This is a genomic window from Albibacterium bauzanense (assembly GCF_004339765.1).
Taxonomy (GTDB): domain Bacteria; phylum Bacteroidota; class Bacteroidia; order Sphingobacteriales; family Sphingobacteriaceae; genus Albibacterium; species Albibacterium bauzanense.
In genome coordinates, this window is the sequence record NZ_SMGO01000002.1 from 521,244 (window position 1) to 543,039 (window position 21,796).

Consider the following 21,796-nt stretch of genomic DNA (forward strand, 5'->3'; position numbering starts at 1 on the left):
ATTATAAAATTCTCGCAAAACTACATAAAAGCTCTCAATTAACTAAATATTTCAAGCTGCAAAGCATTGGTGCGAAAAGTTTTACGATGATAAGGACTCAAGCCATGTTCTGTCACTGCCATCCGATGTTTCAAGGTAGCGTAGCCTTTATTATTTTGCCAATCGTATTGAGGATATTGAATGGCCAGATTAGCCATATAATCATCTCTGTATGTTTTTGCTAAGATAGAAGCCGCAGCTATCGATAAATATTTACCATCTCCCTGAACAATACATTCGTGAGGTAAGGACCGATAGGGTTTAAAGCGATTGCCATCAATAATAAGGAAACCCGGCGATACGGCCATTAAATCCAGTGCACGGTGCATAGCAAGAAAAGAAGCATTCAAAATGTTAATCTCATCAATCTCTTCAGCATCCACTTGTCCAACCGCATATGCGATGGCTTCTTTTTGAATAAGCTCCCGTAAAGCATAACGTTGCGAGCTGGTTAATTTCTTTGAATCGTCTATTCCCACATATTTAAAATCAGGAGGAAAGATCACTGCCGCAGCAAAAACAGGTCCTGCTAAACAACCTCTTCCGGCTTCATCACAACCGGCTTCAATGTGTTTATTCTGAAATGCTGAATATAACATTTTGTTTTTTTAATGAGCTTCTAACCAATTCTTCCCTATTCCTATTTCTACTACGATAGGAACTTCCATTTTTATTGCATTCTTCATCCGAGATTCAACGATCTGTTTAAAGATCTCTATTTCATCTTTTGGAACATCAAAAACAAGCTCATCATGAACCTGCATAGTCATCCGGCCTTTTAAGCCTTGTTCTTTTATATCATTATGAATTCCAATCATTGCAACCTTAATCATATCAGCAGCAGATCCTTGTATAGGTGCATTAATTCCATTTCGTTCTGCAAAACCACGAACAGTTGCGTTTTGAGAGTTAATGTCCCGTAAATATCTTCTTCTTTTTAATAAGGTCTCTACATAGCCATGCTCTCTTGCAAAATTGATGGTATCATTCATGTAGGCTTTAATACCCGGATATTGGATAAAGTATTGTTCAATCATATCCGCAGCCTCACGTCTTGGTATCCCTAAATTCTGAGACAATCCAAAAGCAGACTGACCGTAAATAATACCAAAGTTAACAGCCTTTGCATTTCTCCGCATAGCAGAAGTAACTTCATCCAAAGAAACACCGTAAACCTTAGCTGCAGTTGCAGTATGAATATCTACTCCTTCTATAAAAGCCTCTCGCATGGCTTTATCGCCACTTATTTCAGCAACGATACGTAATTCAATCTGCGAATAATCGGCAGCCATAATAACATGATTGTCGTCTCTGGCAACAAAAGCTTTTCTTACTTCCCGACCCCTTTCTGTTTTAATTGGAATATTTTGAAGATTAGGGTTGGTTGAACTCAGCCTTCCGGTAGAAGCAACTGCCTGATTAAAGGAAGTATGAATACGTGCCGATTTAATGTTTAAAAGCTCAGGAAGAGCATCTAAATAAGTTGATTTCAGTTTCTGTAATTGTCTGAAATTTAATATATCCTGAACAATATCACTTTTAGAAGCCAATGCAAGTAAAACATCTTCTCCTGTTTGATACTGACCTGTTTTCGTTTTTTTAGCCTTCGGGTCAAGTTGTAATTTATCAAATAACACCTCTCCAAGCTGTTTAGGAGATGCTATATTGAATTTAACACCAGCCTTTTCATGGATTTGACCCTCATGTTCAAAGATCTCTATCGTAATAACCCTTGAGATTTCTTTTAAAACACTTATATCCAAACATACCCCCTCGCGCTCCATTGCAGCCAATACATAGATGAGTGGAAATTCTACTTCGTTTGCTAACGAAAGGGCACCTATTTCCTCCAGCACAGGCATAAAAACCTCTTTTAATTGCAAGGTTATATCAGCATCTTCCGAAGCATAAGGAGCAGCATCTTCTATAGGCACATCGCGCATATTTCCTTGCTTCTTGCCTTTAGCACCAATAAGTTTACTGATTGGAATGGTTGAATAGCCTAAATAATTTTCAGCTAAAACATCCATATTATGTCTGGAATCGGCATCTATAAGGTAGTGGGCCAACATGGTATCAAAGAGCTTTCCTTTAACTTCAATATCATACCAGCTTAAAATCAGAATATCATATTTCAGGTTTTGACCAATCTTTTCGATCTCTTCATTCTCATAAATAGGCTTAAAGAGATTTAATACGCTCAGGCATTCCTCACGATTTTCCGATAAAGGAACATACCAGGCCTTTCCAACTTCAACGGAAAAAGAAAGACCTACCAAATCACAGCAATTAGCATCAATACCTGTCGTTTCAGTATCAAAACAAATGGCCTTTTGCTGGCTCAGGAAATGAACCAGTTCATTGATTTCCTCCGCCGTTTGAGCAATCCTATAATCGTGCTCTGTATTATCTATATTTTTACCAGCTTGCGGAGCTACGTATTCAGCCTTATTTAAATTGCCTGCTGATTGTGGCTGGCTAAATAAATCAATTTGAGTACCTTCCTGCAGTTTAGACTCATTAACATTGAATCCTTCTCCAAAAACTCGTTTCCCTAAGGTTCTAAACTCTAATTCAGCAAATAAAGGTTCAAGCAATTCTTTATCCGGCTCCTCAAGTCTCAGCGATGCTTCATCAAAATCAATAGGAACATCCAGTAAAATAGTCGCTAGTTTTTTAGAGATTATTCCCTGTTCGGCAAAATTCTCAATGTTCTCACGCTGTTTCCCCTTCAGCTCATGGCTGTGCTTAATAATCTCTTCTACACTTCCGTATTCCTGGATAAGCTTCTTGGCAGTTTTCTCTCCAATTCCGGGGATACCTGGAATATTATCAACCGCATCTCCCCATAAACCAAGAATATCAATTACTTGTTCAACCCTTTCAATTTCCCATTTCTCCAATACCTCTTTTACACCATGAACTTCAGCACCATTACCCATTCGGGCAGGTCTGTAAAGCAATATATTTTCTGAAACTAACTGTGCAAAATCCTTATCCGGAGTCATGCAGTATACCATGAAACCTTCTGCCTCTGCTTTTTTTGCAAGAGTCCCGATAATATCATCTGCTTCAAAGCCATCGTAAGTGATAACCGGGATATTAAATCCTTTAATAAGCTGATATATATAAGGAATTGCGGCCGAAAGATCTTCAGGCATAGCTTCCCGATGGGCTTTATAAGCCTCAAATTCAATATGTCTTGTGGTAGGTACTGCCGTGTCAAAAACCACTGCAATATGTGAAGGGTTCTCTTTCTTCAATACCTCCAAAAGTGTATTTGTAAAACCCATAATAGCAGAGGTATTAATACCAGCTGCCGTAAAACGGGGAGTTTTACTTAATGCAAAGTGCGCGCGATAAATCAGCGCCATTCCATCTAATAGAAAGAGTTTTTTCACCAGGTTCTAATTTTTTATATATTTCATTAAATCGAAGCCAATATCTGTTCTGAAATAACGTCCGTTATAGAAAATTCTTCCAGAATCAGCCGTAGCCTGTTGTAAAGCTTCAAAAAGGCTGTTTTCTAATGCAGTAACGGCAAGTACACGTCCTCCATTAGTTTGTACGGTACCGTCTTTTAGCGTGGTTCCAGCATGAAAAACAATCGATTCATGGACATTCTCCAATCCGGTAATAACCTTTCCATTTTCATATTTTTCAGGATACCCTCCTGAAACCAATACAATAGTAGCGGCCGTCTTATTGGATAAAGTTAATGTTTTCTCGTGTAAATTTTGATTGGCTACTCCCGAAAGCAGATCAACAAGATCACTTTCTATCCTTGGCAGAACGCTTTCTGTTTCCGGATCGCCCATTCTAACATTATATTCAATCAGGTAAGGATCATCATTTACGATCATTAAACCCAAAAAGATAAATCCTTTATACGGGATCTCTTCTTTCTTTAAACCCTCTATGGTAGGGATAATAATTCGATCTTCTACCTTTTTAAGGAATTCATCGCTGGCAAAAGGAACGGGAGAAATTGATCCCATACCTCCTGTATTTAAACCTTTATCTCCTTCACCAATTCGTTTATAGTCTTTTGCCGAAGGCAATATTTTATAAGAAACACCATCTGTAAGTACAAAAACCGAAAGTTCAATTCCATTCAGGAATTGCTCTACAACCACCATATCTCCTGCTTCTCCGAATTTAGCGTCCATAAGCATGGCTTTTAATTCTGTTTTCGCTTCTTCACGGCTTTGGCAGATTAGCACTCCTTTTCCGGCAGCTAATCCATCTGCTTTTAAAACAATCGGCAAGCTATGGCTATCCAGATAAGCCAATCCTTCCTGTAAAGTTTCTTTTGTAAATGTTTCTGAAGAAGCTGTAGGAATTCCGTGCTTATTCATAAATCTCTTCGAGAAATCTTTACTTCCTTCTAATTGAGCGCCGGCTTGTTGAGGGCCAACCACTGCAATTTTGGCTAAATCCGGGCGGTTTAAGAAATAATCATGAATGCCTTTTACTAAAGGTTCTTCCGGACCCACAAGAACGATATCAATTGCATTTTCAGTAGAAAAATTAGCAATGCCCTCAAAATCAGTAATCTTTAAAGGAACATTGGTGCCATAAATACCTGTACCGGCATTTCCTGGTGCAATATATAACTTGTCAATTTGTTTGCTTTGTGAGATCTTCCAAGCAAAAGCACATTCTCTTCCTCCCGAACCTACTATTAAAATATTCATATTTTTATTTATTCTTCGCCAATATGTAATTTAAAAAGTCAAATATTTACAAAGATATTTTTTTTATAACATTAACCTGTTTATTAAGGCAATTTCTTAATAATCATTATTTACTGCTCCTCCAATAAATCGTATCTTTACATTTCTTTCAAAATACCCCAAGAATGGAAACTTTAAAAGTAACGATAAACGAACGTATGGCCCTAATAGGCTTAGATCGGGGAAAATCGAACGCCATTAATTTAAAAATGCTCCAGGAGTTAAATGTCCTCCTAAAAGGCATCGAGAATGATGATTCCATAGCCGGAATTATTTTACATGGCAAAGAACGTTTCTTCAGTTCCGGATTGGATCTGATTGAGCTTTTTGATTATAACGAACAAGAGATCAAAGAATTTTGGATACAGTTTCTAGATTTTGTAAAAACCTTTGTTGGCTTTAAAAAACCAAGCGTTGCTGCCATTAGTGGTCATAGTCCGGCCGGAGGATGTGTTTTAGCTCTTTGTTGCGATTACCGTATAATGAACGAAGGCGATTTTATTATTGGATTAAATGAGGTGCCGGTTGGAATCATTGTTCCTGATAGTATTTTCCACTTATATAGCTTTTGGATCGGACAGGCAAGAGCCTACCGGAACCTTCTGGAAGGAAAACTTCTAAGTCCTCAACAAGCTTTAGAGATCGGTTTGATCGATGAACTTGTTAGTCCGGATAAATTAAGAAGCAGAGCAGAAAAGCAATTGTTAGTCTATTTACAACAAGATGCAAATACCTGGCAGCAAAGTAAATTGAACATGCGTAAAGATTTAATAGGCCAGATGGGAAATACATCCGATGAGGTATTAAATAACATTTTAAAGCAGTGGTGGTCTCCATCTACCCGCTCTATTCTAAAAACCATTATCACAAACCTAACTGGTAATAAGGAAAATGGAAAATAACAATCATAGCCAAGGCGCGCTTCGGGACGATTCGTTGAAAGGAAAAACCATTGTAATAACTGGTGGAGGAACCGGTTTAGGAAGAGCGATGGGAACCTATTTCTTAAAGCTAGGCGCAAACTTAGTGATCACAAGCCGCAAACTTGATGTATTGCAAGAAACGGCCAAAGAATTGGAAGCCGAAACAGGTGGAAATGTATTAGCCGTAGCCTGTGATGTTCGAAACTACGAAGAGGTTGAAAATATTTTAAAGGAAAGTATAGCCCGCTTTGGAAAAGTTAACGGACTAGTAAATAATGCAGCGGGTAATTTCATTTCTCCCACTGAGCGCCTATCAGCAAACGCTTTTTCTTCCATCATCGATATCGTCTTAAAAGGAACGGTTAATTGTACCTTGGCATTTGGTAAACATTGGATTGCGGAAAAACAAGCTGCCAGCGTTTTAAACATTGTAACAACCTACGCTTTTACAGGATCAGGATATGTGGTTCCATCTGCAGCAGCAAAAGGAGGTGTCATTTCCTTAACAAAGTCACTTGCTGTAGAATGGGGAAAGTATGGAATAAGACACAATGCGATAGCTCCAGGGCCTTTTCCGACAAAAGGAGCATGGGAACGATTGCTACCTGGTGATCTGGCTGAGAAATTCGACTTCAAAAAACGAGTTCCCCTTAATCGTGTAGGCGATCATCAGGAACTGGCAAATTTAGCAGCCTTTTTAATATCTGATTTCTCAGGATATATTAATGGTGAAATAATTACCATTGATGGCGGCGAATGGCTGCAGGGCGCCGGACAGTTCAACGATCTTAAAGAAATTCCTGACGAAATGTGGGATTCGCTGGAAGAACAAATTAGAAAAACAAAGAAATAACAAACAACCTGAATTTATAAACCTCTTTTAACAAAAATTGTAAGCAAATGGCGGATACTCAAGTCGAGGAAAAAACCTATACCCTGGATGAGATATTGACGGTGGTAAATAGAAATCATCGTCTGATTTTATGGAATGATGATACCAATACTTTTGAACATGTAATTCATTGCCTGATTAAATACCTGGATTATACCGATAGTCAGGCAGAAAAGATTGCCTGGATTGTACACACAAAAGGCAAATGCACGGTACTTGAAGGCACATGGACTGAGATAGAAGTGTACCGTAAAATACTAAAACACGAAGGACTGTCTGTTACGAATGAGTAATCATTTAATCAATAAACCTGTAGTGTTCACCTGAAGATAAACCTGTTTTTTAAAAATAACCTTATAAATGCTGTAGATATTTGAACACTACAGTTATTTATGTTCTAAAACTCCCTAGTAATATTGGTAGTAAAATCAGTAATCTGTATACTATTCACATCGTAAATTATAGGCACCTTTGTATTGTAGGGAGAAACAACATACAGAGGTTTTTGTTAAACGATTTACAGATTAAAGTGCATGATTATGCAAAAGATTAAATTAAATAATGGAATTGAAATGCCTATCCTTGGCTTTGGTGTTTTTCAAGTAAAGGATTTAGATGAATGCGAAAGAAGTGTAGTGGATGCAATACATACGGGTTATCGTTTAATTGATACCGCAGCATCTTATGCAAATGAGGAGGCTGTTGGGAGAGCTATCAAAAATAGCGGTGTAGAAAGAGAAGATTTATTTATTACAACAAAGCTTTGGATCCAGTCTCATGGCTATGAGGGCACAAAAAAGGCTTTTGAAGATTCGATGCGAAGGCTCCAATTAGATTATCTTGATTTATACCTGATCCATCAACCCTTTGGCGATATATATGGAGAATGGCGGGCTATGCAAGAATTATATAAAGAAGGAAGAATCAGAGCCATAGGTGTCAGCAATTTTCATCCCGACCGGCTAATTGATTTAATAGTTCACAATGAAATTACACCAGCTGTAAATCAGATTGAAATACATCCGTTTCATCAGCAAAATGAAGCGCAACAATTTTTGCAAGAAAACAAAGTTCAAACCGAATCTTGGGGACCCTTTGCAGAAGGGAAGAACAACATTTTTCAGAATGAACTATTAACTGCTATCGGCAACAAGTACAATAAAACCGTGGCACAGGTAATACTTCGTTGGTTTATTCAAAGAAATATTGTGGTAATTCCTAAATCAGTACATAAAGAACGAATAGCTGAGAACTTCAACATTTTTGATTTTGAACTTAGCCAAGAAGATATGGAGAAGATTAAAGCTTTAGATGAAAAAGTCAGTGCCTTTTTTGATCATAGAGATCCAGCTATGGTGAAATGGCTAGGTGAGAGAAAAATAAGTTAAAGGAATTATACAACCAGTAGGTTATGAAATATGTTGCAAGCTTCTTTTTGATAATAAACTTGGCTATTTGTATACTCTCTGGATGTGCAAATGCACAAAATTCATCAGCTGAAAAGAAGGAATCATTAGTAGATAAAGAATCGTTGACAGATGAAAATATCTTAATAGTTTATTTATCGCGCACCAAAAACACCAAAGCAATTGCTGAAATCATTCATGAAAATGTAGGCGGAACCTTGGTAGAGTTGGAACTAGAAAACCCATATCCTGAAAATTACAGAGAAATTGTCGATCAGGTAGCCGATGAAAATGCGACAGGGTTTTTACCTCCCCTCAAAACGAAAATCGACAGCATTGAAAAATACGAGGTAATATTTATTGGCTTCCCAACTTGGGGAATGCGATTGCCACCACCAATGAAAAGCTTTTTAAATCAATATAATCTGAGTGGGAAAACTGTAATTCCATTTAATACCAATGCAGGCTATGGTATTGGAAGCAGTTTTGAGACTGTTAAACAGCTATGTCCTGATAGTAAAATTTTAGAAGGATCCTCAATCAAAGGAGGTATAGAAAGGGACGGGTTCTTTTTGTAATGGAAGGTGAAAAAGAAAAGCAAGCACAGGTTGAAGTGAAGAAGTGGTTGCAGAAGATTGGCTTAATGAAATAGGGCTTTCTATTACATCCTTTTACACTTAATCACAGTTATAAATTTTGCCTTCGTTGTATCTGCGTTAAAACGGCCAAAAAAACGCAGACTCAACGGAGGGACCACTCGGTAACAATCCGTGAATGTAAAGCAATGTATTTACAAGTTAAATATCAGCTATGTTTTTTCATAAAAATGATGGATTAAGCAGCTTTATAGCAGAGTTTTTGAAATAGTTGTTTGCTCAGTTATTGACTATTCCTTTCCGACAAACGTATGATCACTTAAAGTTTTAATAAAAGAAATAGCATCTTGTTTTTCCTGTTCGGTTAGAGGTATCCTATTGCCGTTCTCTTTTAAAAAAGGGTCGAGATTATCGGCATATAAAACACCATTATCGAAATAATCCAAAACAGCTTTCAAAGTAGGAAACTGACCGAAACTTCCATATGGTGCAGTATACTCGACATTCCTTAGAGAAGGAACTCGAAAGCTCATATAATCTGCAGGAATTCCAGTTATTCTGGCACGGCCGGCCTCTTCTATACTAGGGTTTATAGGAAAACCAACATTTCTGAAACTTTGGTCAGTAAACAGTTCTGTACTGTGACAACTTGCACATTTCTGTTTAAATACCTGATAACCTCGCGCTTCGCTTTCTGTAAATATCTCTCCTTCGTTTCGTTTTACTCTATCATATTTGCTATTAGCAGAGATCAGTGTATATTCATACTGCGCAATGCTTCGATAAATTCGCTCGGAGGTTATGCTTTCATCACCAAATGCTTTTTTGAACAGGTCCTTATATTCGTGTACCGTACTAATCTTATCAATGACTTCTAAAATGGAAGAGTTCATTTCTTCATGCGTTATAATGGGAACCAATGGTTGCTTTTCTAATTGAAGAATATTTCCGTCCCAATTATAAAAGTTCATAAATGCCATATTTTGAATGGGTGGTGTATTCCGAAGTCCGACGCGGTCATGGATTCCTATGGCTTGAATATTTTTATCGGAAAAGGCATTCGATTGTTGGTGACAACTGGCGCAGGAAACTGTATTGTTTGCGCTGAACATCTTTTCGTGAAAAAGTTTTTCTCCTAACTCTACACCGAACTTTGTGGGCTTATTTCCGTTTACTGAACTGTTCAATGATGGAAAACCAGTAGGTATAGTCAATGAAATTTCGGGATTTTCTTCAGGCGCAGGCTCAATGATATCCTCTTTGCTACAGGATATCAACAGCAAGAAGATGGGTAAAATTGCAATTGCTTTTTTCATTTCAATGAGTCTATATATTAAGAGAGCCGCCATTCTTTTAAACTTCAGGCGGCTCTTTTAATTAATTGTTTTCTACGTTACTGATAGAAAACATTCCTGAGGTGTCGTTTGATCCGTTTCCTCCCAAGTTATCGACAAACAGGACCATATTAGCTGCCGTATGTACGCTAGGTGTAGCATTTCCTGATCCTAATGTAATCGTATTGGTTTTTCCACTCAACAGTTTGTCAAAATCAGCATTGATCGTGATCTTAGGAGCATTCCTGCCAACTATAGGATGAGCAGGAAAATCCAAAATAATTTCCCGATATGCATCCACGCCTTGCGTGTAGGCGCCTTCTTCTCCCTCAATAGTACTTCCTGTATGAATGGACATTTCTTTATTATCAGTATCATAAAAGCCTTCTAATTTAGTAAAGCGGTATCCGGTTCCCCACTCCCAATGCATTTCGGTATCGTTAGCTCCGGCTTCTGCATAAAATTTAGGAAATTTTGTTTGGTCCAGTGTATTCAACTCCTGTTTAACTCCCAATCCAAATTTTATCTGTTTGTATTCACCTGCTGGAATATTACTTAACACATAGTCAAGCGTCTGCGGTTTTGATTGATTTACAACAGTTGCACCTTTATCCAGATCATTGATGTTATAAGGGATTTCATTACCGTCTGCTTTTATAAGACGAATATTACTGATCACATATTTTAATTCTGAAAAGTGATGAACTTGTCCATTAGCAGAGGTATTTACTGTGGCAGTGGAAGATGCGGCATCTCCGAGAACAATTGTTGTAGTTTTAAAAGTGTTGTTGAAATGCAAGGTAATATTGTTTGCGACAGGAGTGCTGTCGTTTTTACTACAAGAAATCAATGCCAATGGTAAGATTGATAATAATAAATAGTTTTTTATATTTTTCATTTTTAAAATTTTATTTCATTTATGTTGGTTCATTTATCATTTAAATTCACTTAAATAAATCTGGCAATAGGAGGCGGTACAAAAATGTCTCGGTAAGGTTCCGTGTATAAGGTTTCCTTATAGATGAATCTTTTTGGCGATAATTCTGTTATCAGACATTGTGTCTCGAGCTCAATGACTGCAACAGGTAGCATATCAACCTTTTGATATATATTAATTGAGGCGGACTCGGTATCCTCTTTTTGCTGCAATTGCTTTTTTAAATAACAGGTTCCATGACATTGCAACTCCGGCTTATCTTTGTTGATACAAAATTCTTGTTCTATGGTGTCCTGATTTAGCTTAAAGTGCATGACAATGATCGCTTGCTGAAACCCGATCAGTAAGGATAAAGCCATTAACAGAAAACTAAGAACCCTTTTCATCCTATTAGAAATTGACTTTCAATGAAGTGAAAATATTCCGTCCCATTCTTGGAATATTCCCCCAGTCTGCATAAGTGCTATAATATTTGTTGGTAACATTCTCCGCCCCTACCTGTAAAACGGTTTTAAAGCTTTTGAAATTGAAATTATAATCTGCTGAAATATTCCAGATCATATAAGATGGAGTTTGATCTTCACCATATTCAGGGCTATAATTTTCTTGTGTAAAATCGCCACTCACCGAAGTTTGAAAGCTAAATTTATTATACATCCAATGAAGAGATGTTTGATAATTCAAGGGGCGAATGAACGGTAAATTTCCATCCTTATCGTCTGTGCCCCGCGCATAATTGAGGGTTCCTTTCCAATGTAAATGATGCAGAATATCGTAATTCGCATTCAGAGACATATTGAAAAGTCTGGCGTGGCTTAATGATGTATATCCTTTTACACCAACTGACTGATAATTCATCGGGCTTCCTAGACTCAAAACCCTTCCGATGATGTAATTTTGAATATGGAAGTAGTTCACTTTGCCTTCTATACTCAATTTTTCGTTCTTAAATCCTGCACTTGCATTGGCTTCGTAAGAAATTTCATCTTTTAGATCGGGGTTTCCAATGTAATCATAACGGTCAAAACTGTTGTAGATATAATATCCATAACCTTCTGATACAGAAGGTGCCCGTTGCCCGTATCCCGTTCCAACAGAAAAATCAAATTGATCGATACTCAATTGATAGCTTGCGTGCAAACCAGGCAAGAGCCTGTTTTTTTCCTGTGGTGCTCCAGGGTGGAAGATCCAATTGAATTCTACATATTTGGAATGATTGTAATTCAAACCTAAGGAGCCGCCAAAATTCAATTGACTCCTGTCTGAGATTTCCCACGAATTATTCATCGAAAGTCCTGTAAAACGAGTTGTAACCCACGGCCAGCTATAGGCAAACATCGTTCTCTTGTTTCGGTCTTGCGGATACATTCGCATCTCCGCGATAGATACATTTTCATATGCATTTAGTTGAATTTCAGAAGAATAACGGTCTTTTTGAAGATTAATATTAGAAACCAGTCCGTAAGTAGTACTCCAGCCCGGCATATCCATGTGAACCAGGTTTTCGGGACGCGTAGTATCATCCATGTAGTGTTCTATTGCGTTGAAGTATAATTTGGTGTCCCAAACTCTCACTAAGCCTTCTTCAAATAGCTGTTTATAGGAAGCCGATGTAATAATTGCACGAGAAAGCCACAGGTCCATGGGAAGCGCTGGGTAGCCTACATCTTTTGCTTGGTCAAAAATGGCATCCACCCTTACCGAAGACAAAGGACTTATCTTGTATGCCAGCGCCAGGGAGGTATTGAATTTATTGTATTGCGAATGATTAACTTCATCCTGATTTCCATCAAAGTAGTTGTCTGCTTTCCTGAAGGAAATGCTTCCATCTGCCACAATCTTGTCACCTGCATAGGATGCGTTTGCAAGATTGAAGAACTGTTTATTATTGAATTCAAAACCGGTTTGGTAAGCACCGCTAAATTTCTTTTCAAGACCAAACGGCGTATTTTTCCTTTTCAAGTCAATGCTGCCACCAATTGTAGCGCCGTGCAGACTGCCTTCCTGGCCAGATTTTATATCGATGGTAGAAAGGTTATTGCTTTCTACATACGAGGTGATCGGATCCATTTTATCGGTACATGCTCCGAAAATATGCATTCCGTCTATTGTCAGAGTAGAACGTTCCGAACTCATGTTATTGAGTAACGGTTCCCATGCATAGGCGCCACGTTTAATAAAACTTATATTTTCTGAAGAGGCCAGAAACTCATCGACCGAAACGGCCATTTTCATATCAGTCTCGATTTTTCTTTTGGCAACCCCAATTATTTTTACTTCTTCCAGGCGTTTGCTGGTGTCTCTTGATGCTTCAATATCTTGTGCATTTGCGTTCATTCCAAGAAAAAGAACTAAAAGAATAACACTTAACTTCTTCATAAACTTTAGAATAAAATATCGATATATAATTCACTTTTAACTCCTTCAACTCCCGGGGTAAAATCTCCCGGTACCTTGGTTCCTTTCAGGATTTGGCCATTTTGGTTTAGCATAATGAAATTCAATGTCCAGTTCCCTGTCATGGTGTAATTGACGACTCCATGATAAAGGCCGTCGCTTTGCTGCACCAAATTTTTATTATTGAGAGAAGAGTGATTCCCCATCGAGGGCTCTGGCATGCGTGGATCCAGCATTAAGGTATAACCACTGACCTCAGTATATGAGAACTGTGATGGGTCTGGAAAAGTTCCTGATGGAGAATTGGTGGACTTGTTGAATTTGTAAATTCCGGCAACCAATTCGTTTTCTGCAATTTTCGGCTTTTGCGGAGAAACTAAAGCTATAAAGTACTGCTCGTCGTCTTTTCCTGTAAATGCTGTCATATTCAGGTTCTTGTTGGGTTGATCCTGAACAGAAATGCTTTGCTTTGCTGTATATGTTTGATTAGCAACGGTGAAACTGATGTAAAGTTCCCACTCTTCATTTACATTGCTTTCACTTGTAAATACTGAATATCCAGAAAAATAGTTATCATCAGGTTTATACAGTAAATCGTACTGATGGGGACAGGAAATATTGCTCCCATCAGCATGGGTCATAATTGGCAAAAAGGTTGCTGCAGATACATTTACTTTTTCGTTGTTCTGTGTATTTGTTATTATCAGATGGATTTCGTTGTAACCCTTATAGAAAGTTCCGTTCAATGCTTCAATACTGATTTTATAATCTTCACTATTGATCGAGGCGGCTTCCTTAAACTCATAATGTTCGGTAACTACAGTATCTATCTCTGCTTCGTAATCCGTTTTTTCTTTTGTACATGACGCAACAGCAAAGCACACTGCGGCCAGAAAAAGTATTATTTTTTTCATTGTTGATGAATGTTTTGTGAGAAATAATTTGAGTCCAGCAGTCTGTTTTCAGATTAATAGCGTCAGGTGGCAGAGACCGGCATTGCTTCAGGATTTAAGGATGCAATATTACAGGCACCTCTCATATACTGAAATGTTGTTTTCAAATCTACTCTAAAAATGAGACTGTACCGACCTAATATAGATCACTTCAGCTCTATCGTTATCAGAAACGAAAAAGACATTCAATAAAGGTCAAGTTGACGTTAAATTTTGTTCCGCTGGTTAGAGTTAACTAACTGGAGGCCGGAATATCGAGGTGTTATATTCGAATCGGTAATCAATTAGATAAGGTGAAAAAGACTTTTCACCGCTTTCTTCATTCGGTTGGTATATTGTTAAGGTAATGTGTTCTTTGTGGACATAGAGTGCACTATAATCATATACTACTAGATTCTTTTTTGCTTCCTTCTGCTCATTTTCCTTTATCTTTTCCATTAATACACACTTGCCGTTACAGTGGAGCTCAGGTTTATCTTTATTTATACATTTCGATAGATATTCGGGTAAATGTATCTGATATTCCATAAACATAATGTTGCGGTAAAACGATTGCAACATCAGAGTGATTAATAGAATATATGTACAAAAACGTCTCAAGACTTATTTTAGTTTCTATTGAAATGATCTTTTCAAAGATATAAAAGATTCTTCCATAAAAATGACGGGCATCATTTTATAAGAAATGTAATCTTAACTATCCTTTGCAAGATTGAAAAAACAAATATAGAAATTTGGCTTTAAAGTTTGCTAGAATCAACGTTAATCAAAATCTAAAGAAATAGTTGAGCTTCTCAAAAAAATCTGTAGATTTGAGGTAAAGAAAAAAACGATATGGATCTATATTTAGCATTGAAACACCTACATTCGGGATGGCGTTTTGTAGCTTTGGTGTTACTTATTCTTGCTATAGTTGGCGCACTTTCGGGTTGGTTAAGCAAAAGCAATTACACCCCGCGCAGCAGGAAATTAAACCTGTTTACTTTAATCGCATTTCATATACAAATCTTGATAGGCCTGGCGCTTTATTTTATGAGCCCAAAGGTTCGTTTAGATGATATGGCATTGGCGATGAAAGATACGATTAGTCGTTATTGGACAGTTGAACACATCTTTATGATGATTCTTGCTGCTGTATTGATTACGATAGGTCATTCTAAGTCTAAAAAGATCTCTGAATCATACCAAAAACATAAAACAATTGCCATTTTCTATATCCTTGCTGCAATTATTGTAATTGTTGCGATACAAATGAGCGGGATCCCGATTTGGGCGATGTCTTAAAAATAATTAAATAAAATTCTTCTTTGTGAGAAATCTTTATAATTTTGCTTGCATGACAAACATTAACTATATAAACAATTGGTGGTGGTACGGTAAAAACCGCGCCGGGAAACTTATATAGTAAACATAAAGATATTATATTAATAACGAACCCGACGTGTAAAATGTCGGGTTTTTTTATGCATAAAAATTGGTGAAATGAAACAAATAAATATTAAAACATCCTATAAGAAGATGCTTGCAGATACTACAACCCCGGTTAGTATCTATCTGCGACTGCGTGATATTTTTCCAAATAGCCTGTTACTGGAAAGCTCTGATTATCATAGCCGGGAAAATAATATGAGCTATGTATGCTGCATTCCTATTGCAGGAATAAAGCTGGATAAGGATGAATTAGAAATTAGTTATCCGGATGGTGAAGTAGTTAGCAAGCCTGCTGATTCTATTAATCTTCGTCAAGAGGTTTCTGATTTCTGTTCTTCTTTTACAGGCGATAAGGATGCTGAATTCAAATTTATATCGAACGGTCTTTTTGGGTATTTCACTTTTGATACCATTAGCCATTTCGAAGATATTACTTTAACAACTGAGGCTGATCCGGGAAGGGGTATTCCTTTTATGCAATATAATATCTATCAGTATGTTATTGCAATTGACCATTTTAAGAATGAACTTTATCTTTTTGAGCATCGGGCTACAGATGATGAGCCTTATGGTTTAGAAAGGATCGAGTACTTGATTCAGAACAAAGATTTCCCTGATTATCATTTCTCTTTAAATGGAGAAGAGCAATCAAACTTGACCGATCAGGAGTTTAAAGATACGGTTGAAGTGATGAGAGAGCATATTTTCAGGGGCGATGTTTTCCAGATTGTGCCATCAAGAGCTTTTTCACGTTCCTTCCGGGGTGATGAATTTAATGTATACAGGGCTCTTCGATCAATTAATCCTTCGCCTTATCTTTTCTATTTTGATTACGGAGATTTCAAGCTATTTGGCTCTTCTCCGGAGTCTCAGCTTACTATTAAAAACAATGAAGCAGCGATTTATCCTATTGCAGGAACCTTTAAACGCAGTGGGAATGATGTGGAAGATAAGCAAATTGCAGAATCATTAAAGAACGATCCGAAGGAAAGTGCAGAACATGTTATGCTGGTTGATTTGGCGCGGAATGACTTAAGTAAGCATTGTGAAAGTGTAAAAGTACAGTCTTTTAAAGAGTCGCAGAATTATTCGCATGTTATTCATTTGGTATCAAAGGTTACCGGACAAGTTTTGCCGGGTGTTAACCCGTTTGATATAGTGGGCGATACATTTCCGGCAGGTACTTTAAGTGGTTCGCCGAAGCATAAAGCGCTTACATTGATTGATAAGTATGAGAATTTGCAACGAAGTTTTTACAGCGGTGCTATAGGTTATATGGGCTTTAATGGCGATTTTAACCATGCTATTATTATACGATCTTTTCTAAGTAAGCAGAATACGTTGCACTATCAGGCTGGAGCAGGAATTGTAGCTGACTCAGTTGCAGAAAGTGAACTCAAAGAAGTAGATAATAAAATTGCTGCTCTGCGTAAGGCTTTAGAATTTGCCGAAACGATTAATAAAAGATCCGATAAATAGTATGAAAACGCTTATTAAAAATAAAGTCGTTGTAGTTGATAATTACGACTCTTTTACATACAACTTAGTACACCTATTGAATGAATGTGGATACGATGCTACGGTATGGAGAAATGATAAATTTGAATTGAAAGATTTGGCTACGTTTGATAAAATTTTATTGTCGCCCGGACCAGGTTTACCTTCAGAATCGGGACTCCTGCTGGATGTTATCAGAGAATATGGCAGTAAGAAAAGTATTTTGGGTGTTTGCCTTGGATTGCAGGCGATAACCGAAGTATATGGTGGATCTTTATATAACTTGAAGAAGCCGGTTCATGGAACGGCAACACCATTGAATATTTTAAAACCAGAGGAGATCCTTTTTAAGGGCATCCCTAATAATTTTATGGTAGGAAGGTATCATTCATGGGCAGCAGATAAGGCAAATTTTCCGGATGAGATGGAAATTACAGCCGTAGATAGTGAAGGAGTGATTATGGCAATAGCTCATAAAACATTGGATGTAAGGGGTGTTCAGTTTCATCCTGAATCAATATTGAGTGAGCATGGCAAGGAAATTGTAAGTAACTGGTTAGAGAATTGATATGAATATCTTAGAAAAAATAGTTCAACACAAAAGGATTGAGGTAGCTGAAGCGAAAAAGGGCATATCTGTTGATGAACTGAAGGAAAAGTCGCTTTTTAACAGAACTTGCTACAGTTTGCGGGAGTCGGTTTTAGATCTTGATAGGAATGGTATCATAGCAGAATTTAAGCGTGCTTCCCCTTCTAAAGGGATTATTAATGACCGTTCTGATGTAAGTGAGATTGCTAAAGCGTATGAGCAAAATCATGTGTCTGCTATTTCTGTTTTAACAGATTCTGAATTTTTTAAAGGCACGCTAGACGACCTGGTTGCAGTAAGGGAGGCGGTTAAGATTCCTGTTTTACGTAAGGAATTTATCGTTGATCCTTTTCAGATTACGGAAGCGAAAGCATATGGTGCAGATATTATTCTGTTAATTGCCGCTTGCCTTTCTTCAAAAGAAATTAAAGAATTTTCGGCTTATGCTAAAAAGATAGGACTGAATGTTTTATTGGAAATTCATAACGAAGAAGAGTTAAAGGATAATAAGTTTGACACGATTGATGCTATTGGGGTGAATAATAGGAATCTGATTGATTTTTCTGTGTCGATACAACATTCTCTTGATCTTGCTAGTTTAATTCCGGTGCAATATATTAAGGTTTCCGAAAGTGGGATCAGTGACCCTGATACAATAAAATTATTGAAGAATGAAGGTTTTCAGGCTTTCTTAATTGGCGAAAACTTTATGAAAACGGAGGATCCTGCTCAAGCAATTCAGGATTTCGTTAAACATATCTAATTCTATTTTAGAATATATTATAGAGGTTAGCCGGGTTATAGATTTTTAATCGGGGAAACTTATTTTTCCAAAGCAAACTGCTGGTGCGCCTGCCATTTTAGGAAAGGTGGTTGCTGCACCGGCAACAGTTTCATTTGCCAATAATGAAAAAAGGATGGCTTCTTTAGCATCCGGATCTATTCCTAAGGCAGTAGTATTTTCAATTGCGATATCTGGCAGATAGTTTGATAGCATTTTTAACAAGGTAGGATTCTTACAGCCTCCTCCGCTCACATACATTTTTGCATCAGGATGCTGAGCTGTGATTGCTTCGATAGGCTGAGCAATAGATTTTGCCGTTAAGGCGCATAAAGTGGCCATGATATCTACATGGTCGATCGTAATTGTATTACTTTTTAGTTGAGCATTTGATAGAAAGGACAGATTGAAATCTTCAGGACCTGTAGTTTTAGGAAAACTGTAGGAGAAAAAGGGATGATCTAATAAGGCTGTTAGTAGTTCATCATTTACCTTTCCAGACGCAGCAATAGCACCACCATCATCATAAGGCTTTGAATAATATTGTTGAGCGTATTGATTCATTAATGTATTTCCAGGACCAATATCAGTTGAGATGAGATCATTAGTCTGGCCTCCTATGGGTAGGAATGTAAAATTAGAGACCCCACCGATGTTAAGTAAAACTCTGTTCTCATTACTATTGGCAAATAGAAGATAATCGCCATAAATTACTAATGGAGCGCCTTCGCCGCCCGCAGCTACATGCTTTTGGCGAAAGTCAGAAACTGTAATAATTCCTGTGTTTACTGCAATATGATCACCATCACCTATTTGCAGGGTGCTGTTAGGATAATTACTTGTTTTATTATGAGTTTTTGGGGCATGAAAGACAGTTTGTCCGTGGCTGGCAATCAGATCTACATCTTTGGCTTTAATCTTCCATTTAGCCAATGCTGCATTTACCAAATGTGCATGCTCTATCCCGATGCTCGCATTCATAACGCATAGCAATTTCATATCTACGGTGTCTTTTGAAAAGACAGCTTTAATACTTTCCCGAAAGGAGATAGTATATTCAATAGTTTCAAAAGCCAGCATTTCTATCTGTGTTTGGATGCTGCAGCCTTTTACTTTGCATAGAACAATATCAAGTCCGTCTAACGAAGTACCCGACATAAGTCCAACTATTAGCCTGGATTCTTTGTTAGCTATGTTATAGAGTTTAAGGATGTTGTTATTCATGCAGTATTACCAGCTCTAATTTTTGATTTTTGCTCTTTAAATTAAGACAAATTAGTGAAAAGGTATGACTGTACAGATATATTAATTAGATTTGTTACTTACCCTAAACGTATTTAACCATAATGGCAAGATTAAATCTTTTGGAAGAAACGCGCTTCGAAAAACTCCCTGTTACAGTTTATCCGAACCCTGAAATAGCTTCTATTGCAGTTGCTCATAGAATTGCTTCTCTCATTAAAAACAAACAACAAAAAGGAGAATCAGCTGTATTGGGTCTTGCCACAGGATCAACACCTCATCGGGTTTATGTAGAGCTTATTCGTATGCACAAGGAAGAAGGCTTAAGCTTCCAAAATGTTATTACGTTTAATCTTGACGAATACTATCCAATGCAGCCAGATGCAGAGCAAAGCTATGTGTCTTTTATGTATAATACGTTTTTTGATCACATTGATATTGATAAGAATAATGTTCATATACCTGACGGAACCATTTCTAAAAATGAGATACATGGATATTGTTTAGAATATGAAAGAAAGATATCAGCCCTCGGTGGTCTTGATTTACAATTATTAGGAATTGGCCGTACCGGGCATATCGGATTTAACGAACCGGGCTCTGCCCCTAACTCAGGCACCAGGTTGGTTACCTTGGATGATCTTACTCGCAGAGATGCTTCCCGCAACTTTGGAGGGAAGGAAAATGTGCCTACGAAAGCAATTACGATGGGTGTTGGTACTATTTTTAAAGCCAAGGAAATTATCCTGATGGCTTGGAATAGTACAAAAGCAGACATTGTAAAAAAGGCAGTTGAGGGTCCGATTACTGCTGAAGTTCCGGCTACCTATTTACAGCTTTCGGATAATGTGGAGTTTGTTTTAGATACCGAGTCGTCATCAGCTTTAACTCGTTTTGATACACCATGGCTTACAAACGATTGTGAATGGAATGAAAAAACGATCAAGAAGGCAGTTATTTGGTTAGCAAAGACCCTAAAAAAACCTATTCTGAAATTGACGGAAGAGGATTATAACAATAATGGGATGGCTCAACTAGCTACTGAGAAGGGCCCGGTTTACAATATTAATATACAGATTTTTAATCTGATTCAACATACCATAACCGGTTGGCCGGGTGGAAAGCCGAATGCAGATGATAGTCAGCGTCCGGAGCGTGCAGAACCTGCGCAGAAAAGAAGTATTATTTTTTCCCCTCATCCGGATGATGATGTGATTTCTATGGGCGGAACGTTTATTCGTTTATGTGATCAAGGTCATGATGTGCATGTTGCCTATCAGACTTCGGGCAATACAGCGGTTTGGGGCGATGATACCTTGCGCTTTATTGAGTTTGCTCGTGATTTTTCTAAATCAATGGATCTGGATACGAGTGTGTTGGAGAAAGTATATGCAGATACGCGAGATTTTTTAAAGACTAAGAAGCCCAATCAAACAGATATTAAAGAGATATTAATGGTGAATGAGCTGATCCGAAAGGGCGAAGCTACAGCTGGTGCCCGCTTTGCGGGATTGCCTGATAAGAACATTCATTTTCAGAATCTTCCATTCTATGATCGAGCTAAATATGCCAAGAATGTATCTGTAGAGGATGATATTTTACAAACTATGGAGTTTTTGCAGCAAATAAAACCACATCAGATATTTGCTGCAGGCGACTTTGCCGATCCTCATGGAACTCATAAAGTGTGTTTTAATATCATTAGAGAGGCTCTTATCCGACTGCGTAAAACTGAAAGCTGGATAAAGGATTGCTGGATCTGGCTGTATCGGGGAGCCTGGCATGAGTTTGAGATCCATGAAATTGAAATGGCTGTTCCGCTATCACCGGCTGAGGCTATCCGTAAACGAAATGCTATCTTTAAACATCAGTCGCAGAAGGATACACCTGTTTTTCCGGGAGATGATTCCAGGGAATTCTGGGTACGTGCAGAACAGAGAACTACAGAAACTGCAAGGATCTATGATGAACTAGGACTTGCAGAGTATGAAGCTATTGAAGCTTTTATCCGCTGGAAATTTGATGATGAAGTGGCAGGCTAAT

20 protein-coding genes are annotated in these 21,796 nt (G+C 37.7%); 10 read left to right on the top strand and 10 right to left on the bottom strand.

What is annotated here, in order from left to right; all coding sequences use genetic code 11:
- Positions 1 to 38: 38 nt before the first annotated feature.
- The 3 genes from C8N28_RS08200 to purD are packed head-to-tail and all read right to left on the bottom strand — an operon-like array spanning position 39 to position 4,736.
- The gene (locus C8N28_RS08200; protein ID WP_132223623.1) at positions 39 to 638 is read right to left on the bottom strand and encodes a ribonuclease HII; all 600 of its coding nucleotides are present in this window, start codon (positions 636 to 638) and stop codon (positions 39 to 41) included.
- 9 nt (positions 639 to 647) lie between these two features.
- The gene (polA, locus tag C8N28_RS08205) at positions 648 to 3,440 is read right to left on the bottom strand and encodes a DNA polymerase I (protein WP_132223626.1); all 2,793 of its coding nucleotides are present in this window, start codon (positions 3,438 to 3,440) and stop codon (positions 648 to 650) included.
- Positions 3,441 to 3,446: 6 nt separating this feature from the next.
- Positions 3,447 to 4,736 carry a phosphoribosylamine--glycine ligase gene (purD, locus tag C8N28_RS08210; RefSeq protein ID WP_132223630.1) on the bottom strand — a complete coding sequence of 430 codons (1,290 nt, stop codon included), beginning with the start codon at positions 4,734 to 4,736 and terminating at the stop codon, positions 3,447 to 3,449.
- 164 nt (positions 4,737 to 4,900) lie between these two features.
- On the opposite strand from purD, the gene C8N28_RS08215 reads away from it, so the two are divergent.
- The 5 genes from C8N28_RS08215 (at position 4,901) to C8N28_RS08235 (ending at position 8,574) form a co-directional block, all read left to right on the top strand.
- A complete protein-coding gene (locus C8N28_RS08215; RefSeq protein ID WP_132223633.1) occupies positions 4,901 to 5,677 on the top strand; it encodes an enoyl-CoA hydratase/isomerase family protein in 777 nt (258 codons plus the stop codon).
- Positions 5,667 to 6,551, top strand: coding sequence for an SDR family oxidoreductase (locus C8N28_RS08220; protein ID WP_132223636.1), 885 nt, complete (start codon positions 5,667 to 5,669; stop codon positions 6,549 to 6,551). Before C8N28_RS08215 ends, C8N28_RS08220 begins: the two co-directional genes overlap by 11 nt.
- Before the next feature lie 47 nt (positions 6,552 to 6,598).
- The gene (locus tag C8N28_RS08225; protein ID WP_132223639.1) at positions 6,599 to 6,883 is read left to right on the top strand and encodes an ATP-dependent Clp protease adaptor ClpS; all 285 of its coding nucleotides are present in this window, start codon (positions 6,599 to 6,601) and stop codon (positions 6,881 to 6,883) included.
- A gap of 246 nt (positions 6,884 to 7,129) precedes the next feature.
- On the top strand, positions 7,130 to 7,978 hold the full coding sequence (locus tag C8N28_RS08230; protein ID WP_132223642.1) for an aldo/keto reductase: 849 nt from the start codon (positions 7,130 to 7,132) through the stop codon (positions 7,976 to 7,978).
- A 23-nt stretch (positions 7,979 to 8,001) separates the two neighbouring features.
- Entirely contained in the window at positions 8,002 to 8,574 is a 573-nt protein-coding gene (locus C8N28_RS08235; RefSeq protein WP_246012777.1) for a flavodoxin, read from the top strand.
- A gap of 308 nt (positions 8,575 to 8,882) precedes the next feature.
- Here the strand turns inward: C8N28_RS08235 and C8N28_RS08240 are convergent, their stop codons facing one another.
- From C8N28_RS08240 to C8N28_RS08260, 6 genes are all read right to left on the bottom strand, one after another.
- Entirely contained in the window at positions 8,883 to 9,908 is a 1,026-nt protein-coding gene (locus C8N28_RS08240; protein ID WP_132223645.1) for a cytochrome-c peroxidase, read from the bottom strand.
- 61 nt (positions 9,909 to 9,969) lie between these two features.
- Positions 9,970 to 10,824 (bottom strand): MbnP family protein, encoded by an 855-nt coding sequence (locus C8N28_RS08245; protein ID WP_132223648.1) that lies wholly within the window; start codon positions 10,822 to 10,824, stop codon positions 9,970 to 9,972.
- A gap of 50 nt (positions 10,825 to 10,874) precedes the next feature.
- Positions 10,875 to 11,222: a hypothetical protein gene (locus tag C8N28_RS13790; RefSeq protein ID WP_165870315.1), complete on the bottom strand. Its 348-nt coding sequence runs from the start codon at positions 11,220 to 11,222 to the stop codon at positions 10,875 to 10,877.
- A 31-nt stretch (positions 11,223 to 11,253) separates the two neighbouring features.
- Positions 11,254 to 13,242, bottom strand: coding sequence for a TonB-dependent receptor plug domain-containing protein (locus tag C8N28_RS08250; RefSeq protein ID WP_132223651.1), 1,989 nt, complete (start codon positions 13,240 to 13,242; stop codon positions 11,254 to 11,256).
- A gap of 5 nt (positions 13,243 to 13,247) precedes the next feature.
- A complete protein-coding gene (locus C8N28_RS08255; RefSeq protein ID WP_132223654.1) occupies positions 13,248 to 14,174 on the bottom strand; it encodes a hypothetical protein in 927 nt (308 codons plus the stop codon).
- A 270-nt stretch (positions 14,175 to 14,444) separates the two neighbouring features.
- A complete protein-coding gene (locus C8N28_RS08260) occupies positions 14,445 to 14,651 on the bottom strand; it encodes a hypothetical protein (protein ID WP_132223657.1) in 207 nt (68 codons plus the stop codon).
- 396 nt (positions 14,652 to 15,047) lie between these two features.
- On the opposite strand from C8N28_RS08260, the gene C8N28_RS08265 reads away from it, so the two are divergent.
- The 4 genes from C8N28_RS08265 (at position 15,048) to trpC (ending at position 18,493) form a co-directional block, all read left to right on the top strand.
- Positions 15,048 to 15,497 carry a cytochrome B gene (locus C8N28_RS08265; RefSeq protein WP_132223660.1) on the top strand — a complete coding sequence of 150 codons (450 nt, stop codon included), beginning with the start codon at positions 15,048 to 15,050 and terminating at the stop codon, positions 15,495 to 15,497.
- A gap of 198 nt (positions 15,498 to 15,695) precedes the next feature.
- Positions 15,696 to 17,123: an anthranilate synthase component I family protein gene (locus C8N28_RS08270; RefSeq protein ID WP_132223663.1), complete on the top strand. Its 1,428-nt coding sequence runs from the start codon at positions 15,696 to 15,698 to the stop codon at positions 17,121 to 17,123.
- 1 nt (position 17,124) lies between these two features.
- Entirely contained in the window at positions 17,125 to 17,709 is a 585-nt protein-coding gene (locus C8N28_RS08275) for an anthranilate synthase component II (RefSeq protein ID WP_185140134.1), read from the top strand.
- 1 nt (position 17,710) lies between these two features.
- Positions 17,711 to 18,493, top strand: coding sequence for an indole-3-glycerol phosphate synthase TrpC (trpC, locus tag C8N28_RS08280; protein WP_132223666.1), 783 nt, complete (start codon positions 17,711 to 17,713; stop codon positions 18,491 to 18,493).
- Between the two features lie 45 nt (positions 18,494 to 18,538).
- Here the strand turns inward: trpC and C8N28_RS08285 are convergent, their stop codons facing one another.
- Positions 18,539 to 19,735, bottom strand: a complete 1,197-nt coding sequence (locus tag C8N28_RS08285) for an anhydro-N-acetylmuramic acid kinase (RefSeq protein WP_132223669.1) — start codon at positions 19,733 to 19,735, stop codon at positions 18,539 to 18,541.
- Between the two features lie 122 nt (positions 19,736 to 19,857).
- Between C8N28_RS08285 and nagB the strand changes: the two genes are divergently transcribed.
- Positions 19,858 to 21,795, top strand: coding sequence for a glucosamine-6-phosphate deaminase (gene nagB, locus C8N28_RS08290; protein ID WP_132223672.1), 1,938 nt, complete (start codon positions 19,858 to 19,860; stop codon positions 21,793 to 21,795).
- Position 21,796 lies beyond the last annotated feature (1 nt).

Excerpts from the sequence above, each read along its gene's own strand:
- C8N28_RS08225 (WP_132223639.1), top strand. The coding sequence starts at position 6,599 with ATGGCGGATACTCAAGTCGAGGAAAAAACCTATACCCTGGATGAGATA.
- trpC (WP_132223666.1), top strand. The coding sequence starts at position 17,711 with ATGAATATCTTAGAAAAAATAGTTCAACACAAAAGGATTGAGGTAGCT.
- C8N28_RS08200 (WP_132223623.1), bottom strand. The coding sequence starts at position 638 with ATGTTATATTCAGCATTTCAGAATAAACACATTGAAGCCGGTTGTGAT.
- C8N28_RS08235 (WP_246012777.1), top strand. The coding sequence starts at position 8,002 with ATGAAATATGTTGCAAGCTTCTTTTTGATAATAAACTTGGCTATTTGT.
- C8N28_RS08260 (WP_132223657.1), bottom strand. The coding sequence starts at position 14,651 with ATGGAAAAGATAAAGGAAAATGAGCAGAAGGAAGCAAAAAAGAATCTA.
- C8N28_RS08250 (WP_132223651.1), bottom strand. The coding sequence starts at position 13,242 with ATGAAGAAGTTAAGTGTTATTCTTTTAGTTCTTTTTCTTGGAATGAAC.
- C8N28_RS08240 (WP_132223645.1), bottom strand. The coding sequence starts at position 9,908 with ATGAAAAAAGCAATTGCAATTTTACCCATCTTCTTGCTGTTGATATCC.
- C8N28_RS08255 (WP_132223654.1), bottom strand. The coding sequence starts at position 14,174 with ATGAAAAAAATAATACTTTTTCTGGCCGCAGTGTGCTTTGCTGTTGCG.
- purD (WP_132223630.1), bottom strand. The coding sequence starts at position 4,736 with ATGAATATTTTAATAGTAGGTTCGGGAGGAAGAGAATGTGCTTTTGCT.
- C8N28_RS08230 (WP_132223642.1), top strand. The coding sequence starts at position 7,130 with ATGCAAAAGATTAAATTAAATAATGGAATTGAAATGCCTATCCTTGGC.
- C8N28_RS08265 (WP_132223660.1), top strand. The coding sequence starts at position 15,048 with ATGGATCTATATTTAGCATTGAAACACCTACATTCGGGATGGCGTTTT.
- C8N28_RS08275 (WP_185140134.1), top strand. The coding sequence starts at position 17,125 with ATGAAAACGCTTATTAAAAATAAAGTCGTTGTAGTTGATAATTACGAC.
- C8N28_RS08285 (WP_132223669.1), bottom strand. The coding sequence starts at position 19,735 with ATGAATAACAACATCCTTAAACTCTATAACATAGCTAACAAAGAATCC.
- C8N28_RS08220 (WP_132223636.1), top strand. The coding sequence starts at position 5,667 with ATGGAAAATAACAATCATAGCCAAGGCGCGCTTCGGGACGATTCGTTG.
- nagB (WP_132223672.1), top strand. The coding sequence starts at position 19,858 with ATGGCAAGATTAAATCTTTTGGAAGAAACGCGCTTCGAAAAACTCCCT.
- C8N28_RS08245 (WP_132223648.1), bottom strand. The coding sequence starts at position 10,824 with ATGAAAAATATAAAAAACTATTTATTATTATCAATCTTACCATTGGCA.
- C8N28_RS08215 (WP_132223633.1), top strand. The coding sequence starts at position 4,901 with ATGGAAACTTTAAAAGTAACGATAAACGAACGTATGGCCCTAATAGGC.
- C8N28_RS13790 (WP_165870315.1), bottom strand. The coding sequence starts at position 11,222 with ATGGCTTTATCCTTACTGATCGGGTTTCAGCAAGCGATCATTGTCATG.
- C8N28_RS08270 (WP_132223663.1), top strand. The coding sequence starts at position 15,696 with ATGAAACAAATAAATATTAAAACATCCTATAAGAAGATGCTTGCAGAT.